This window comes from Cytophaga aurantiaca DSM 3654 (assembly GCF_000379725.1).
GTDB classification, from domain to species: Bacteria; Bacteroidota; Bacteroidia; order Cytophagales; family Cytophagaceae; genus Cytophaga; species Cytophaga aurantiaca.
The window spans coordinates 83,250-98,762 of sequence record NZ_KB903663.1 but is presented as its reverse complement, the minus strand read 5'-3'; the positions used below and the strand labels follow the sequence as shown (position 1 = coordinate 98,762).

Here is a 15,513-nt window from a genome sequence, read left to right as displayed (position 1 = left end):
GTTTTTTGATTTACTCAAAACAGGCATTGAATAATTTTAATTATTCAATGCCTGTTTTGACAAAATTCTTGATATGAAACTTTCAATACGATCTCTCAATCTTATTTTTTCAATTGCGTTTATTGTATTGATATCCGCATATATTTATTCGTATTTCAATATTACAGCATTACGATCTGCAACAAAATCGGTACAACATACCAATATTGTTTTTTTGGAATTAGAAAGTATTTATTCAGATGTAAAAAATGCTGAATCTGGTGTTAGAGGGTATGTTATTACAGGTGATTCAATACATATACATCAAAACCATATATTAGCAGAGAGTGTAAAGAAACAATTATACACATTAGATTCCCTTGTGTCGGATAATGCTGAACAAAAAATATTTGTTGACACACTTCGAAAAGTAATTGCGGAACGTTTTTTTCTTTTTAATCAGCTGGCACTTCTTTCAAACAGTGGCGCTAGGCAGAATGAGGTTCTTCAAATGATGAAAAAAGGGCATTCTTCAACGGATCTCATTCATAGTTTAATTGAAACGATGAAAAAAAATGAAGAAGAACTGCTTGTTGCACGAAATGATCGGGCAGAGAGCTTAAGCCGTGCTACACCAACCACCATTATTATATCAGGTGTCTTGGGATTTATTATTTTAGGACTTGCATATCTTTTTATTATGAAAGATCTTAGAGAAAGAGGAGCATTGGTAAAAGAACTCGAAAAGAAAAATAGGTTATTGGAATATGCACAACAAGTAACTCAGATGGGAACATTTGAGTATGAAATTGTAAATAATAAAATATACTGGTCCGATGAAATGTATAACATATTTGACGTGTCAAAAGGAGTTGCACCTGAAATGGGCTTTATTGACTCTTTAATTTTAGAAGATCCTGAATTTTTAAAAGAACGAAGAAAAAGAATAATTAAACCGAATTCTGCTTATTCACATGAATTTACGATACGTACATTAAATGGTGTAGAAAAAATTCTGTTAACAAATGGATATGTTTTTGCGGACGAACATGACAAGGTTACTCTTGTAAATGGAGCAGTAATAGATATAACAGCATTAAAAAGGGCAGAGATCAATGCACTTGAAAAACAAGAATTGATGCGTCTTGAGAAAGAAAAGGCTGAAATGGCGAGCCAGTTTAAAACGCGATTTTTGTCAAACATGAGCCACGAGATTCGTACACCCATTAATGCAATATTGGGTTTTACCGAAATTTTAAATAAACAGAAACTTTCAACCGAGCAGAAAGAATTACTGAATAACATATCTGTATCGGGGGAATTGTTATTGAAGCTTATTGGGAATATTTTGGACATAGGTAAAATTGAAGAAGGGAAAGTAGTTATTGAAAATAAATCTTTCTATTTAAAAGAGAGTATACGTTCTGTTCTGAACCCTTTTAAATTTAGTGCTTCGGAAAAAGGAATTAATTTCAATTTACTGATTGATGAGAATATTCCGGATTGTTTGAAAGGTGATTCTGCTCGTGTTTCGCAAGTATTGGTTAATCTTGTAGGGAATGCCTTGAAGTTTACAAGTAACGGAAATGTTACTGTTTTGCTTAGTCTTACCGATACAAAGGAAGATGTATGTCATGTTGAGTTCTCTGTAACGGATACAGGTATTGGTATTCAGAAAGACAAACAGAATAAAATATTTGAGAGCTTTACACAAGCAAATGATACTATTTCTACAAGGTATGGCGGTGCTGGATTGGGTTTAACAATTGTGCGCGAAATTGTTCATTTAATGAAAGGTACAATACATGTTACAAGCCCGGTATATTATGATGATGCTTCTAAAGGGTATGGCAGTAGATTTTATTTTACGATCCCGTTTAAACTTGGCGAAAATAATCCGGAGTATGGGACTAAAAATATTTCATTAAAACCTTTTGCTAAACCGGTACATGTGTTGGTTGCGGAAGATAATGAGCTGAATCGTATATTGGCGCAATATACATTAGACTCATTAGGCTGTACGTATGAGACAGTAGAGGATGGTTTGTTGGCTGTAGAAAAAGCTTCTGAAGTAAAATTTGATATTATATTAATGGATATGCAAATGCCGGAGTGTGATGGTATTGAAGCAACAAGGAAATTGCGCGAGCAAAAAAATAATGTTCCGATTGTAGGTATAACGGCAAATGTTTTTCAAGAGGATATTGATATGTGTCTTGATGCCGGTATGAATGCGCACTTGGGAAAGCCTTATAAAAAGGAAGACTTGTATGTAATTATTGAAAAACTTGTTTTTAATACTGTTCTAAAGGGCGAGAGTAATAAGTATTATTATACCAATTTTTCGTTTATTGAAAAAATATCTAATTACGATCCGTTAATTTGTGAAGAGATGTTGAAATCATTTCAATACCAGAATAATGAATTGATAAAAGAAATAAAAGATGCTGTTAATAAACAAAATATTGCAGGGGTATCTTTATTATTACATCAATATAAATCCTGCGTACGTATTTTGGATATTAAAAAGCAAATTGCACTTATCACGGATATAGAGTATAAGATAAAAGAAAAAAACTCGATAGAATCTATAGTGAATGAATTACTTGTATTAGAGAAAGTAAGTGTACTTATTGCTTTGGAAATTACAATGAAACTTGCCGAGTCGAAAGCATAAGAAATATGTTTATGAGTATAAAAGGGATTTACAAACATTATAAGGGCAATGAGTACGAAGTCGTCGGTGTGGCGAAACACAGTGAAACGGAAGAAGAATTAATTGTCTATTTTGCTGTTAAAAATCCCGAACAGCTTTGGGTAAGACCGCTAGAGATGTTTAATGAAGAAATTGAATTGAACGGGGATAAGGTAAAACGTTTTAAAAAAATAGAATACTAGTTTAACATTTCATTACCAGCTACTTTTTAAATTATTATATTCAATATAATCAGGAAAGTATTTCTGTGTGAGGTATGAAACTATTAGATCTTATTAGAAGTAAAATTATTCGAAGATTTATTAATCTTAGATTTTTATCTGCGCAACAAGTTTCGTACGATGAGATCATTCGAATTGAATTGCTCGTTGCGATGTGCTTAGTGGCATTAGCTTCAGGTCTTCTTTATATACTTATGGGTTTATTTTTAGGTATTTCATTTTTAATAATACTTAACTATCTCATTTTCTTTTCAACGGTTATTCCGATTGTTTTGCTCTTAATTAAAAAGGGCTATTATAATCAGGCCAAATTGATCATGATGATTATCGGTAGTCTGTTTATGTTTATCAAAGCCGCATCCCTGGGCCGTGATTCCGGTATGAATCTTTCTATGCTTATTATAGTTTTTGCAACCTTTGCATTTTATAGTATTGACGATTATAAATACATATTACTTTCTTTATCGTTCACATCTTTTTTAATTATTATATTAGAAATAGGTGATTATAATTTATTGGGAAATGATAAAGCAACGAATAAATTTGAATACGAATTCAATTATATATTTACAGGACTTTTTGCCGTTTTGTTTTTTTATGTGATTCTTCGTGTGAACCAATATATGAATGCTAAATTGGTTGATTTAAACAGCAAACTGCTTTATAAAAATAATTCATTAAAAAAACTGAATGAAGAGTTGGATAGTTATGTATACCGAACCTCTCATGATATGCGCTCTCCGTTAACCTCTTTGATGGGATTGATTCATTTAGTAAAAACAGAAAAGGATCTTAATAAAATTGAAGAACTGGCAAAAATGCAGGAGAATTGTGTAAATAAACTGGATCTACACATTCAGCAGATTATTCATTTGTCAAAAAATATTAAAACAGAATCGCAACTGCATCCTATTGATTTTAGATCCATGTTAAAGGACATATTTGAAGAGTTGAGTTTTTTTGAGCACTCTAATAATGTTCACAAGATTATTCGGATCGGAGGAATCGCACAATTTTACTCGGATACATATCGCATTCAAACCATACTAAGCAATCTAATTTCAAATTCGTTTAAATATTATCGGATCAGCAATGAACGTCCAACCATTGAAATAGATATAAATATTTCCCCCAAATCGACAACGATTATAATAAAAGATAATGGGATAGGGATACCGGAAGAAAAATTAGTAAATATTTTTGATATGTTTTATAGAGCCAGTAATCAAAGCAAAGGCTCCGGACTTGGTTTATATATAGTGAAGGAAATGGTTGAAAAATTAAACGGCACTATTTCTGTCAAATCGAAAGTGAATGTATACACGCAATTTTTAATTGAATTGCCGAATAAATAAAAAACAAAAATATTCGTTTAAAATCAAAACACCAGCCTTTGACAAGAAAGCTGGTGTTTGATTTCGAAAATAAACTATAGGTATTATTTTTTCGCTGCCGCGTCTAAGCTGTATTTTCCTGCGCCGAATGTTAAGAGCGCAAATAACATCAAGAGATAATATAAAGGAATTTCAAAGCCATTATTTCCTGCTTCAAATCCATGACTCCAATGCACAGTAGCAATTGCTACGATCATAGTAATGATCAATGGAATTGTAATGAGGCGGACTCCCAGACCTAATGTTAATAATAACACGCCTAGCAATTCCGTTGTGGTAGCTAGATATGCATTCAAAGCTGGCATAGGCATACCCATACTTGCGAACCAGGCAATGATGCCATCTATATTTTTAACTTTCATCAGTGCGGGATTATAAAAGCCGTATGCCAATACCAGACGGATCAATAATAGAGATAGATTCTGAAGCTTTGCAGTACCCGCTACATAGTTATGATAAGCGATTTTAATTTTTTCTGGAAACATAATGTATTGTTTAAAAAGTTAATTTTTGAAACCAAGAATAATTTCTTTTGTTAGACATTTTTTAAAAAAAGATTCAATGTTCGTTTTTATGGTTTGAGATATTTCTATTTTTGATTCAGTAGAAAATTGATTTGTCAATTCTTCAATTGTGAATGGTCTCTCATCAAGCAATTCGATCATGCGGGCAAACATTGGCGCTACTTCCATAAACCGAACGAGGTTTGTTTCTGGATTACGGTGCGTAAGCATAAAATAATGTGCTTGATTAGAAGATGTGATCTCTGTTGCTACTTTGCTATAAACAGGATATTGAAAATATTGCAAGATACATGAAGGGTTTAATACAAGAGCGTCTGAGGCAATAGATCCAATTTTGGAAAACGATACTTCCACATCTTCCATCATGAATACTTCAATTTCTACCCATTCATAAAGCAAAAGGTCGCTTAAGAAAGGATATTTCGTTAGAAGTTCGGATTCATTCTCTTTTACAAATTCGAAAAACTCGAATGGCATTTTCCATAAATAGGGAGATACACATGCATGCGAAGAAAAATAATGCTGCACCATATTATCCCATTCATCTTTTGTAAGAAGTTTTTTAGCTAATGGATAAGCTGTTGATAAAGAATCATTGACTACGTTGTAGATCATTGTTCTGTAACGCGCAATGCCTTCCTGTTTTGTGCCGGGGATTTTTGCTTCAATACCTGTACGCGTATAATTGGAGAGCATACGCTGGTACTTCTGTGTACTATCGATGTATGCCATGAAATTCTTTTGTTAAGCTGGTTACTTTTATTTTTTTTAACCGATCCATTTCATGCTGCAATTCTGAAAGATGAGGAATATTAAAATCCCGTTCCAGCAAAACAGGCACGTCACGTTGAAGTTGATTCATTGTATATTCAAAAAGATCATACACCGGGTCTATGATTGCTTCACCGTGTGTATCTATGATCAATGTTTCCGAAACCTGATCGTGGCCTGCCATGTGGATATAAGCAACACGTTCTAGCGGAAGTGCATCGATAAATGTATTTGGATTATATGCATGATTAAAACCGTTTACATAAATATTGTTCACGTCAAGTAATAGATCGCAATCGGCTTCTTCAAGGATTGCATTTACAAATTCTATTTCACTCATCTCTGCTGCAACAGGAGAGTAATAGCTTACAATCTCAATAGCAATTTTGCGTTCAAGAAAATCCTGAACAGTTTGTATACGTTTGGAAATATGCTTCACAGCATCGGATGTAAATGGGATAGGTAATAAATCATATACATGTGCATTGTCGCATTTGGAATAACTCAAATGTTCAGAGTATACGCATGCACCTGTTTCTGTTAAAAATTTCTTAACTCCTTTTAATAATTCAAAATCCAACTCGTCCGGACTACCTATAGATAAAGATAATCCATGGGTATATAACGGATATTTTTCTAATGCTTCATGCAGCTTTTTTTTCCAGAAGCCACCAATGCCAATCCAATTCTCCGGCGCAACTTCAATGAAGTCGGGCCTAAGTGTTGTAGTGCTTAAGAAGTCTTTTGCAAAATCTTTTCTGAAACCAATACCAACCATGATAATACAGATTAGGTTAATAAAAAAAGGCGGAGAAGACTCTCCGCCTTCAGACAAAATTATTTCTTTTTGTCAGCACCACACTTACCTTCGCCACATTTAGCTTCAGTAGTTTTGTGCTCGCCGCATTTAGCCTCAACAGAGTCTTTGCTTGTACCACATTTAGCTTCAGCAGAATCTTTGCTAGCGCCACATTTTGTTTCAGCACCACATTTGTGCTCAGCGCTATCCGCTTTAACTTCTGTAGTAACTTCTTTAGATTCAGTGCTGCAGCTTGAGAAAATACTTGTTGCGCCTAACATTGCACCTGCAGCTACTGCAGTCCATAAAATGCTTTTTGATTTTTTAACCATTGTTGTAATTTTTTGTGTTTAAAAATTAATTTCAAATGTATAGTCGTAGCTTTCTATACATCCTGACAAAAAATGTTATTTTTTTAAAAAAAATTATTTCAATTTGCCCAAAATCGTTGATTTGAGCTTTTCTATCCTGTTTTGATCTATATTTGCCGAAGGTGAAGTAGAATTATTACCGGCAATCTTTTTGCGAAGCAGGTTATCTAATAAGATACTTTGCTTTTCATATTTTCTGCAAACATCACAGATCAGCTTATGAATAAATAATTGACTGTGTTCTTTCATCGAAAGAGCACCCGCAAGTTTTTTTTCTATTAAAAAACTCGATTTCTCACATGAAACTACAAACGGATTATTTTTATTCATTTTTAAACCAATAATTTTCTAAGCAGGCTTTAAGCTGCAATTTAGCTCTATGAATGATCTGCCAGTAATTAGTCGCAGAAATTTCTAATTCCTGACAAATATTTTTTTGATCTTTTTCCTGGAGATATTTCAATTGCATTGCAGCATTCCAGCTTGCAGGCAATCTATTCAAACAATCTGCTAAAACTACATTGAATTCCGGATTATCTAATAATTCTTCGGTATCTGTACCCCAATTTATATTTTTCCGATCTTTTTTCCATTGTCCATCGGCTTCAAATAAAAAACCAAATAAATTGGCACTGTATTCTTCACTTACTTTGTTGGCGGGCAGAACTGCATCTCTATAACATTTTCGGTGATGGTCGATGATCTTATTTTTGAGAATTGAAAAAAGCCATGTCTTAGGTTTACTTTTATTTTCAAATGTGTGGAACGATTGAAAAGCTGCGATAAATGTTTCCTGTACAAGGTCTTCGGCGGTTTCTTGTTGAGAGGTTTTATAATACGCCCAGGATACCATCTCTGAGGTATAAAGTTCAACCCATTCTTTAATTGCAACAGATGCATTTTCCATAAAAAACTGTTTAAGAAGCCGTAGTTGGAATGGTTTATTTCTACGGTGAGATTCCAATAAATTCGTTATCGGAAGATAAACGTAAAGAACATGTAAATTAGATTTTATGGACGATACTTTAATTGCAGTCCGTGAATGAAATTACGCAACACCTGATCTTTGCAAGGGCGGAATTGGCTCTGATTTGGATTTCTAAAAAGCGCACTCAATTCATGTTTGCCAAAACGCAAACCTGCTAAATCTAATATATCAAGTATGTCATCGTCCTGTAGATTTAGTGCAATTTTTAGCTTTCTGAAAATGATGTTGTTGTTCAAACTTTTTTCATTCACCGGTGCTTGTCCATCTTTCTTTCCGCGCTTGTCGATGATAAAGCCATTTAAAAATACTGCGAGCTCTTTATCGTATAATTCTTTAAAATCCGGGTCGTCATCTTTCTTCATCCAATTACTGATCTCTTCACGGGTGACTGTCTGATCTGCCAATGCAAAAAGTGCAATCATTTTATCATCGTTGAAATCGAATGTATAGCGTAAGCGTCGAAGGATATCGTTGTTGTTCATTCTTTAAATAATTGGAGTAGAGACGCAATTTATTGCCTCTTGAGCATAGATGCAAATGTAATTTATTACGTCTTGATTAGCACGTCTGATTGGAGACGCAATGAATTGCGTCTCTACAGAGCGCGGTCTCTTTTATTCAGCGCCTTTACAATTTTGATGTCGCCTTCAGAAAAATCGTAAGAGAAAAGATCTGACGCAGTCACCCATTTATACGCTGCATGTTCTTTCAAGATAATCTCTCCGCCTTTAATGGCAGCCTCAACAGGAATAAGCTTTAACGTAAATGTTGGATAGTCGTGCAAGTAATAGGGATGTTCCTCTACTACTTCAATATCTATATCGAATTCTTCCCTCATTTCACGTATAATGGCATGCGCATTGGATTCGCCTTGTTCTACTTTGCCGCCGGGGAATTCCCATTTCAAGGGCATCTTCATCCTGGCACTACGTTGAGCAATAAAATAACTGTTGTTCTCTTTTATTACAGCACAAACAACAGCAATTGTGGGCAAGGGCGTCATATTGGTATAGTGTTGGTGTACATAATATATACGCAATTCAGCAGTATTAAGATTTAATAATCGAACTTCTTCAGAATTGCTTCAGCCATTGCCAAATCTTCAGGCGTAGTAATCTTAATATTTTCATACGAACCTTCGATAAGTTCTATTGAATAACCTGCTGCTTCTGCAACACTTGCATCGTCTGTAAACTGATCATTTTTAGCTTTTTGAAATGCATCCCGGATCAACCCAATTTTAAACGTTTGAGGTGTTTGAATGATGCGGTAATTTTCTCGCTCAACAGTTTTGTTCCCTTTTTTATCTACCAATCGAATGGAATCTTTCAATTCAACGGCAGCAATCGCATTTCCTTTTTCTTCTGCAGTCTTGTATGCCTCTTCAATAATACGTTTGCTGATGAATGGACGGACTCCATCGTGAATAGCAACAATGCCTTCGTTAACACCTATGCTGTTTAAACCGTTTCGTACCGACTGAAATCTGTTTTTTCCGCCTGAAACAATCAGGTGGGGAATTGAAAAAGAATATTTTTCACACAGCTGATGCCAGCGATCCATTTGCTCTTCAGGTAACACCAGAATAATATTTACCAATTCATTGCTTGTAAAAAAGCGTTTAATGGTATGCATTAATATGGGTGCATTTCCAATCGGAAGAAATTGTTTGGGTGTATCGCTTCCCATTCTTGAACCCGATCCTCCTGCAACAATTACGGCATATCTATTCATAGCGTATCTTAATATTAAAGGTTGAAACAAGATTGAATTTTATTTTGAAAGTTCCTATGGCTAATGGCCAAATTCCAAACGGAGAAAACCAATTCCAGAAACAACAATATGAGTTTTAAATTCAGCCCTTATTTATGAATATCCAAATATCCATCTTTCCTGTATTTTAGGCAGTTTGGAATTTGTTTTTTGTTATTTGGAATTTTGTATTAGAAGGTTTTACGCCATAATTCAAGCTTGAAATGCCATTATGTCATAAATTGTGTCATAAAACTCCCTTGGCACAGCTATTGCCATTTGGGTTGAAACAAAGGATAAAAAGTAATAAACAGAATAAAAATAGATATGGGAAAAATTATCGGTATCGACTTAGGAACAACAAACTCTTGCGTTGCAGTAATGGAAGGTAGTGAAGCTGTTGTGATTCCAAACAGCGAAGGTAAAAGAACAACGCCTTCAATAGTAGCGTTTCTTGAAAACGGTGAACGTAAAGTAGGTGATCCTGCTAAACGTCAGGCAATTACAAACCCTGTAAACACAATCAGTTCGATTAAACGTTTCATGGGTAAAAAATTCAGCGAATCTAAAAGTGAAGCTGATCGTGCAACATACAAATTAGAAGCTGGCAGCAACGATACGCCAAGAGTTCGTATCGGCGACAGACAATATACACCTCAAGAGCTTTCTGCAATGATTCTTCAGAAAATGAAGTCTACTGCAGAAGAATACTTAGGTCACGAAGTAAAAGAAGCTGTTATTACAGTTCCAGCTTATTTCAACGATGCAGAACGTCAAGCTACTAAAGAAGCAGGTCAAATTGCTGGTTTAGAAGTAAAACGTATCATCAATGAACCTACTGCTGCTGCTTTAGCTTACGGTATGGATAAAAAAGGCAAAGACATGACAGTTGCTGTATTCGATTTAGGTGGTGGTACGTTTGACGTGTCAGTACTTGAATTAGGCGACGGTGTATTTGAGGTAAAATCTACAAATGGTGATGTACACTTAGGTGGTGATAACTTTGATGAAGTGATCATTGACTGGTTGGCTGGCGAATTCAAATCTGAAGAAGGTTTAGATCTTCGTCAGGATCCAATGGCATTACAACGTTTGAAAGAAGCTGCTGAAAAAGCTAAAATTGAATTGTCAAGTTCAGCTTCTACAGAAATCAACTTGCCTTATATCATGCCTGTAAACGGTATGCCTAAGCACTTGGTTAAAACATTAACTAGAGCTAAGTTCGAACAACTTGCAGATAGCTTGATCAAACGTACGCTTGAGCCTTGTAAACAAGCATTGAAAGATGCAGGTTTATCAATCAGCCAAATTGACGAAGTAATCTTGGTAGGTGGTTCTACTCGTATTCCAAGAATTCAGGATGAAGTTGAAAAATTCTTCGGCAAAAAACCTTCTAAAGGTGTTAACCCGGATGAAGTAGTTGCTTTAGGTGCAGCGATCCAAGGTGGTGTATTAACAGGTGAAGTGAAAGATGTCTTATTGTTAGACGTTATTCCTTTGTCTCTTGGTATTGAAACAATGGGTGGTGTGTTTACGAAATTGATCGAAGCAAACACAACGATTCCTTCTAAAAAATCTGAAGTATTCTCTACTGCATCTGATAACCAGCCATCGGTTGAGATTCATGTATTGCAAGGTGAGCGTGCATTAGCGAAGGACAACAGATCTATCGGTCGTTTCCACTTGGGTGATATTCCACCAGCTCCAAGAGGTGTTCCTCAAGTTGAAGTAACGTTTGATATTGATGCAAACGGTATCTTGAACGTATCTGCTAAAGATAAAGGAACTGGCAAAGAGCAAAAAATCCGTATCGAAGCATCTTCAGGTTTATCTGCTGATGAAATCGAGCGTATGAAAAACGAAGCGAAAGCGAACGAAGGAAAAGATAAAGAAGAAAGAGAGAAGATTGAAAAAATCAATCAAGCGGATTCAATGATTTTCCAAACTGAAAAACAATTGAAAGAGTTTGGCGACAAGCTTTCTGCTGGTAATAAGTCTGCGATTGAAGGTGCTTTGGAAGAATTGAAAAAAGCATTCGAAGCAAAAGATATCTCTGCAATTGATGTAGCAATGGCTGCTATCAATACGGCATGGCAAGCAGCTTCTCAGGAAATGTACAGCGCTGAACAAGGTGCTGGTCAGCCGGGAGCAGGCGCTAACCAATCTGGTCCTTCTGATAGCGTTACAGACGTTGAATTTGAAGAAGTAGACGGAGATAAGAAGTAATTCAAGTCTCAATGGATAATAATGAAAAGAGTCCCGATAGCTATCGGGACTCTTTTTTTTCCTTAGCCTTTTAAGAAATAACCTTCCAGTGCAATTTGCCGTATACTTAAAGTTGTTTGGTTAAATACCATCATATATAATACCTACTTATAGTGATATTGGTGTAATTCGTTGATTTATACATACAATAAGTTTGATGGGGGATTCTCCTGTTATTTTTATGTGAACGTAAGTTAATCTTTGTTGTAAAATAATTTTAAGAGGGATATATTGGGTTAGCGTTCAGTATAGAGAGTTTCAGGCAATAAAATACCCCGAAAATGAAGATTGCTTTTTAAAACACAAACCTTATTGAATATACTATTTCAAGTTAAATTCGGTTCATGTTGTAACTTAATTGCTCAATTCACATTATATATTATAATTGTTAAAAAGTGTTTTTAAATTTTATTCACTCCTAAATTTTATGAAAAGTACTTTTCTGTTATGCATCACATGTGTGATGTTTATTTCAACCCTGTCTGCACAAACCATCAATGAAAAAAACTTACTGATCAATTCAGGAGAATTATTGAACAAAGGTTTGGAGGCCCATGATAATGGCGACTACAAAGAGGCTATAGAATATTATAAGCAAATTACTCGTAACGATACGAACTATGTTGTAGCCTTACAGGAATTAGCGTATTCCTATTCATTAGACTCTCAATTTACGGAAGCGGCCAGAGTATGTTGGGAAGCATTAAAGGATCCTAGAGGAGAAGAGTATACTATATATAATAGTTTAGGTACTGCATACGATGGTGCAGGCAAGCATGATTCAGCGATCGCTGCTTATAAAAAAGGACTTACATATGCTCCTTATGATTTTACCTTGTGGTATAACATTGGTCTTGTATATGAAAATATGGAAAATCCGGATATGGCTTTTCAATCTTACAAAAACGCATTGCAATATAATCCGTTTCATGCAGGGTCATTAAATAGGCTCGGGCAATTAGAGCTAAAGAAGGGACATACGGTAACTGCCATGCTCTCTTTTTATATGAGTTTAATGTGTTCACCAAAGAGTAGATATGCGTCTTCAAATATTACTCACCTGGATGAGATAAGCTCAGTAAAACTTAAAACCAGCAATGGATCTTCTTCGCGCAAGTCGGATAATTTTTATGATCTGGAATTATTAATTGCTTCTAAAATTGCTTTATCCGTTAAATTTAAAAACGAAACAAACATTAAAGATGCCATTATCAATCAAACTCAAATGGTGATTGATAAATTGGAATACAACCCGAAGGATACAGGTTTTTTCATGAAAAACTATGTTCCGTTTTTTATTGAGCTTAGAGAAAAGAAATATTTTGCACCAATGATCTATCAGTCGTATCATGGTGTGAATAGTACTTCGCTTGAAAAAGGATATAAGAAGAATGAAAAAAAGATTACTGAATTTAAGAGCTGGGTTTATAAATACTGGCATAAGAGAAGACAAACTCAAACGCTTACAGTTAATGGGAAAACTTCCCCGGCAACGTTCTATTTCTTTGATTCAGATCGTGTGAAATCTATCGGAGAATATAAAAATCCCAATTCCGAAGATCTTACCCGCAAAGGTAATTGGATCTATTTTTATGAAAATGGCTTTAAGCAAGCTGAAGGTGCATACAACGATGCAGGCATGAAAGAAGGAGAATGGAGATATTATTTTTATAGAGGAGGATTAAATGAGATTGCCAATTATAAAAATGGTGAGTATAATGGTTTGTATGAAACATATAATACAAATGGTCAGGTGACATCCAGAATCTTTCTGGTTGATAATAAAATCCAAGGTGCTGTTGAAGAGTTTAACGATGTTGGAAATTTAATATTCGAAAAAAATGTTGTTGATAATAAACAGGATGGTGTAACCAAAACATACAATCGTGATGGAAGTGTGGACACTAAACTACAATACAAAGCAGGCAATTTAGAAGGCGAGCAGCTGGTGTATTATTCTTCAGGAGCGCTTTTAAAGAAAGTGTCTTATAAGGATAATAAGCAGGAAGGTGCTTTGATAGAATATCATGAAAATGGCGTAGTAAAAAAGAAAGGACAATATACATTAGGTAATGCTACTGGTGTATGGATCGAATATTATGATAACGGACAAATATTGGATTCAGGTGCGTATAATGCTCAGGGTAATTTAGCAGGCAAGTGGGTTGCATATCATAAGAATGGTAAGTTGAAACAAGTTTCAACGTATGATCTAAAAGGCAAGAAACTTGGCGATCAGAAAGAGTATGATGTTGATGGAATACTTCATGGTGCGTATATTTATTCAGACAACAAATTAACATCATACACGATGTATGATAAAAAAGGAACAGTTGTTTCTTCAGGTAAAGAAAAAGGTGGTGTATTAATTTACAAAGGATATTACCCGGATGGCAAAACACTTAGTTCAGAAGGAACCTTTAAAGATGGTTTGCAAGAAGGTGAATGGAAATTCTATAATGAGAATAATTATTTGGAAAGTAAGAACCAATATTCAAAAGGTGATTTAAATGGTTTGTCAATTAATTATTATTCAACCGGCGCTGTTGAAAGTGAAAAAAATTACAAAAATGGTTATGCTGACGGCTTGTATAAAGGCTACTATAGAAATAAACAATTAGAGCAAACTGGTTATTTTGTTGAAGGCGAAAAACAAGGATATTGGATAGGCTATTATCCAAACGGTAAGTTGGATTATGAATATTATTATGTGGACGATGTAAAAGACCGTTACATGGTAGAATATTCAGTAACCGGAGCAAAGATAATGGAAGAGTATTATCAATACGGGTTTTTAAAATTTACAAACCACTTTGATACATTAGGTAAGATCGCATATACAAATACCTTCGTTCGCGGTACCGGTGAATACAAAACAGTTTATCCGAATGGACAAACAAAAGTTCAGTACCAAATGAAGAATGGTTTGATCGAAGGTGTATTGACTTTTAAATATGCGAATGGAAAGATTGAAGAAACCTTGAATTATTCGAAAGGAAACAGAACCGGCGAAGTTAAAAATTATGATGAAGATGGTAAATTAGCTGTGGTTGGATATTACAAGAACAATCAAAGAAACGGACTTTGGAAATACTATTATCCAAATCAAAAGGTAGAAACCGTTGGGGTATATAAAAACGGTTACAAAGACAGTCTTTGGACAGATTATTTTGAGAATGGAACGAAAGATTACGAAGTAGTATGGAAAATGGGAGATTATCATGGTCCGATCACATACTATTCTCCTGATCTTGCAAACCTTGCAATCTTTGTCAGAACATGCGAATACGATATCGTAACAAGTTATTCGTATCCGGGTGCTGATGGTAAACTTATACCTGCAATACCTGTATACAACGAAACTGTTGACTATAAAGCTAAATATCCATCCGGAACAAAAGCTATTGAATTCTCAGTAAAAAGCGGAGATAGAAGTGGATTGCATACAGAATATTATTCTACAGGTGCCGTATTTAAAGAATCTACATACGTAGCAGGATTAAAAGAAGGCAAGTCAACACAATACTTCCTGAATGGTAAAGTAGCAAAAGAAGAGAATTATTTTTATGGAGAAAAAGACGGCGTTTGTAAAGAATACTATCCAAACGGTACGCTGAAATCTATTGAAGTATATGTGTATGGAGTGTTAAATGGTACTTGTATCTACTACGATCAAACAGGTAAAGTGACTAAGAAAGTATTTTACCGCAGTGGGCTTGCTTATTAATAATTA

Annotated in this window: 14 protein-coding genes; 5 read left to right on the top strand and 9 right to left on the bottom strand. The window is 34.8% G+C overall.

From position 1 onward, the window contains the following. Positions 1–73: 73 nt before the first annotated feature. The 3 genes from A3EE_RS0116205 (at position 74) to A3EE_RS0116195 (ending at position 4,271) form a co-directional block, all read left to right on the top strand. Positions 74–2,656, top strand: a complete 2,583-nt coding sequence (locus A3EE_RS0116205) for a hybrid sensor histidine kinase/response regulator (RefSeq protein WP_018344494.1) — start codon at positions 74–76, stop codon at positions 2,654–2,656. 11 nt (positions 2,657–2,667) lie between these two features. After that, positions 2,668–2,877 carry a DUF1653 domain-containing protein gene (locus A3EE_RS0116200; RefSeq protein ID WP_026209825.1) on the top strand — a complete coding sequence of 70 codons (210 nt, stop codon included), beginning with the start codon at positions 2,668–2,670 and terminating at the stop codon, positions 2,875–2,877. A 74-nt stretch (positions 2,878–2,951) separates the two neighbouring features. Continuing rightward, a complete protein-coding gene (locus A3EE_RS0116195) occupies positions 2,952–4,271 on the top strand; it encodes a sensor histidine kinase (RefSeq protein ID WP_033418204.1) in 1,320 nt (439 codons plus the stop codon). Positions 4,272–4,354: 83 nt separating this feature from the next. On the opposite strand, the gene A3EE_RS0116190 is transcribed toward A3EE_RS0116195, so the two are convergent. From A3EE_RS0116190 to A3EE_RS0116150, 9 genes are all read right to left on the bottom strand, one after another. Next, the gene (locus A3EE_RS0116190) at positions 4,355–4,795 is read right to left on the bottom strand and encodes an HvfX family Cu-binding RiPP maturation protein (protein WP_018344491.1); all 441 of its coding nucleotides are present in this window, start codon (positions 4,793–4,795) and stop codon (positions 4,355–4,357) included. Between the two features lie 18 nt (positions 4,796–4,813). Next, positions 4,814–5,566 (bottom strand): HvfC/BufC N-terminal domain-containing protein, encoded by a 753-nt coding sequence (locus tag A3EE_RS0116185; RefSeq protein WP_018344490.1) that lies wholly within the window; start codon positions 5,564–5,566, stop codon positions 4,814–4,816. Then, positions 5,550–6,383: an HvfB family MNIO-type RiPP peptide maturase gene (locus A3EE_RS20860; RefSeq protein ID WP_018344489.1), complete on the bottom strand. Its 834-nt coding sequence runs from the start codon at positions 6,381–6,383 to the stop codon at positions 5,550–5,552. The genes A3EE_RS0116185 and A3EE_RS20860 overlap by 17 nt, the downstream gene beginning before the upstream one ends. A 59-nt stretch (positions 6,384–6,442) precedes the next feature. Further along, positions 6,443–6,736 (bottom strand): HvfA family oxazolone/thioamide-modified RiPP metallophore, encoded by a 294-nt coding sequence (locus A3EE_RS0116175; RefSeq protein ID WP_018344488.1) that lies wholly within the window; start codon positions 6,734–6,736, stop codon positions 6,443–6,445. Positions 6,737–6,829: 93 nt separating this feature from the next. Continuing rightward, complete coding sequence (locus A3EE_RS0116170) at positions 6,830–7,105, bottom strand: hypothetical protein (protein ID WP_018344487.1); 276 nt, start codon at positions 7,103–7,105, stop codon at positions 6,830–6,832. Next, complete coding sequence (locus A3EE_RS0116165; RefSeq protein ID WP_018344486.1) at positions 7,098–7,682, bottom strand: sigma-70 family RNA polymerase sigma factor; 585 nt, start codon at positions 7,680–7,682, stop codon at positions 7,098–7,100. Before A3EE_RS0116165 ends, A3EE_RS0116170 begins: the two co-directional genes overlap by 8 nt. Positions 7,683–7,786: 104 nt before the next feature. Beyond that, complete coding sequence (locus tag A3EE_RS0116160) at positions 7,787–8,245, bottom strand: YehS family protein (RefSeq protein ID WP_018344485.1); 459 nt, start codon at positions 8,243–8,245, stop codon at positions 7,787–7,789. A 113-nt stretch (positions 8,246–8,358) separates the two neighbouring features. Then, positions 8,359–8,766, bottom strand: coding sequence for a (deoxy)nucleoside triphosphate pyrophosphohydrolase (locus A3EE_RS0116155; protein WP_018344484.1), 408 nt, complete (start codon positions 8,764–8,766; stop codon positions 8,359–8,361). A gap of 53 nt (positions 8,767–8,819) precedes the next feature. Continuing rightward, positions 8,820–9,497: a 2-C-methyl-D-erythritol 4-phosphate cytidylyltransferase gene (locus A3EE_RS0116150; RefSeq protein WP_018344483.1), complete on the bottom strand. Its 678-nt coding sequence runs from the start codon at positions 9,495–9,497 to the stop codon at positions 8,820–8,822. A gap of 345 nt (positions 9,498–9,842) precedes the next feature. Here A3EE_RS0116150 and dnaK point away from each other — a divergent pair, with 345 nt between their 5' ends. Both dnaK and A3EE_RS0116140 read left to right on the top strand, forming a co-directional pair. Next, complete coding sequence (gene dnaK / locus A3EE_RS0116145) at positions 9,843–11,741, top strand: molecular chaperone DnaK (protein WP_018344482.1); 1,899 nt, start codon at positions 9,843–9,845, stop codon at positions 11,739–11,741. Positions 11,742–12,207: 466 nt separating this feature from the next. Next, positions 12,208–15,507, top strand: coding sequence for a toxin-antitoxin system YwqK family antitoxin (locus tag A3EE_RS0116140; RefSeq protein WP_018344481.1), 3,300 nt, complete (start codon positions 12,208–12,210; stop codon positions 15,505–15,507). The last annotated feature ends 6 nt before the right edge of the window (positions 15,508–15,513 follow it).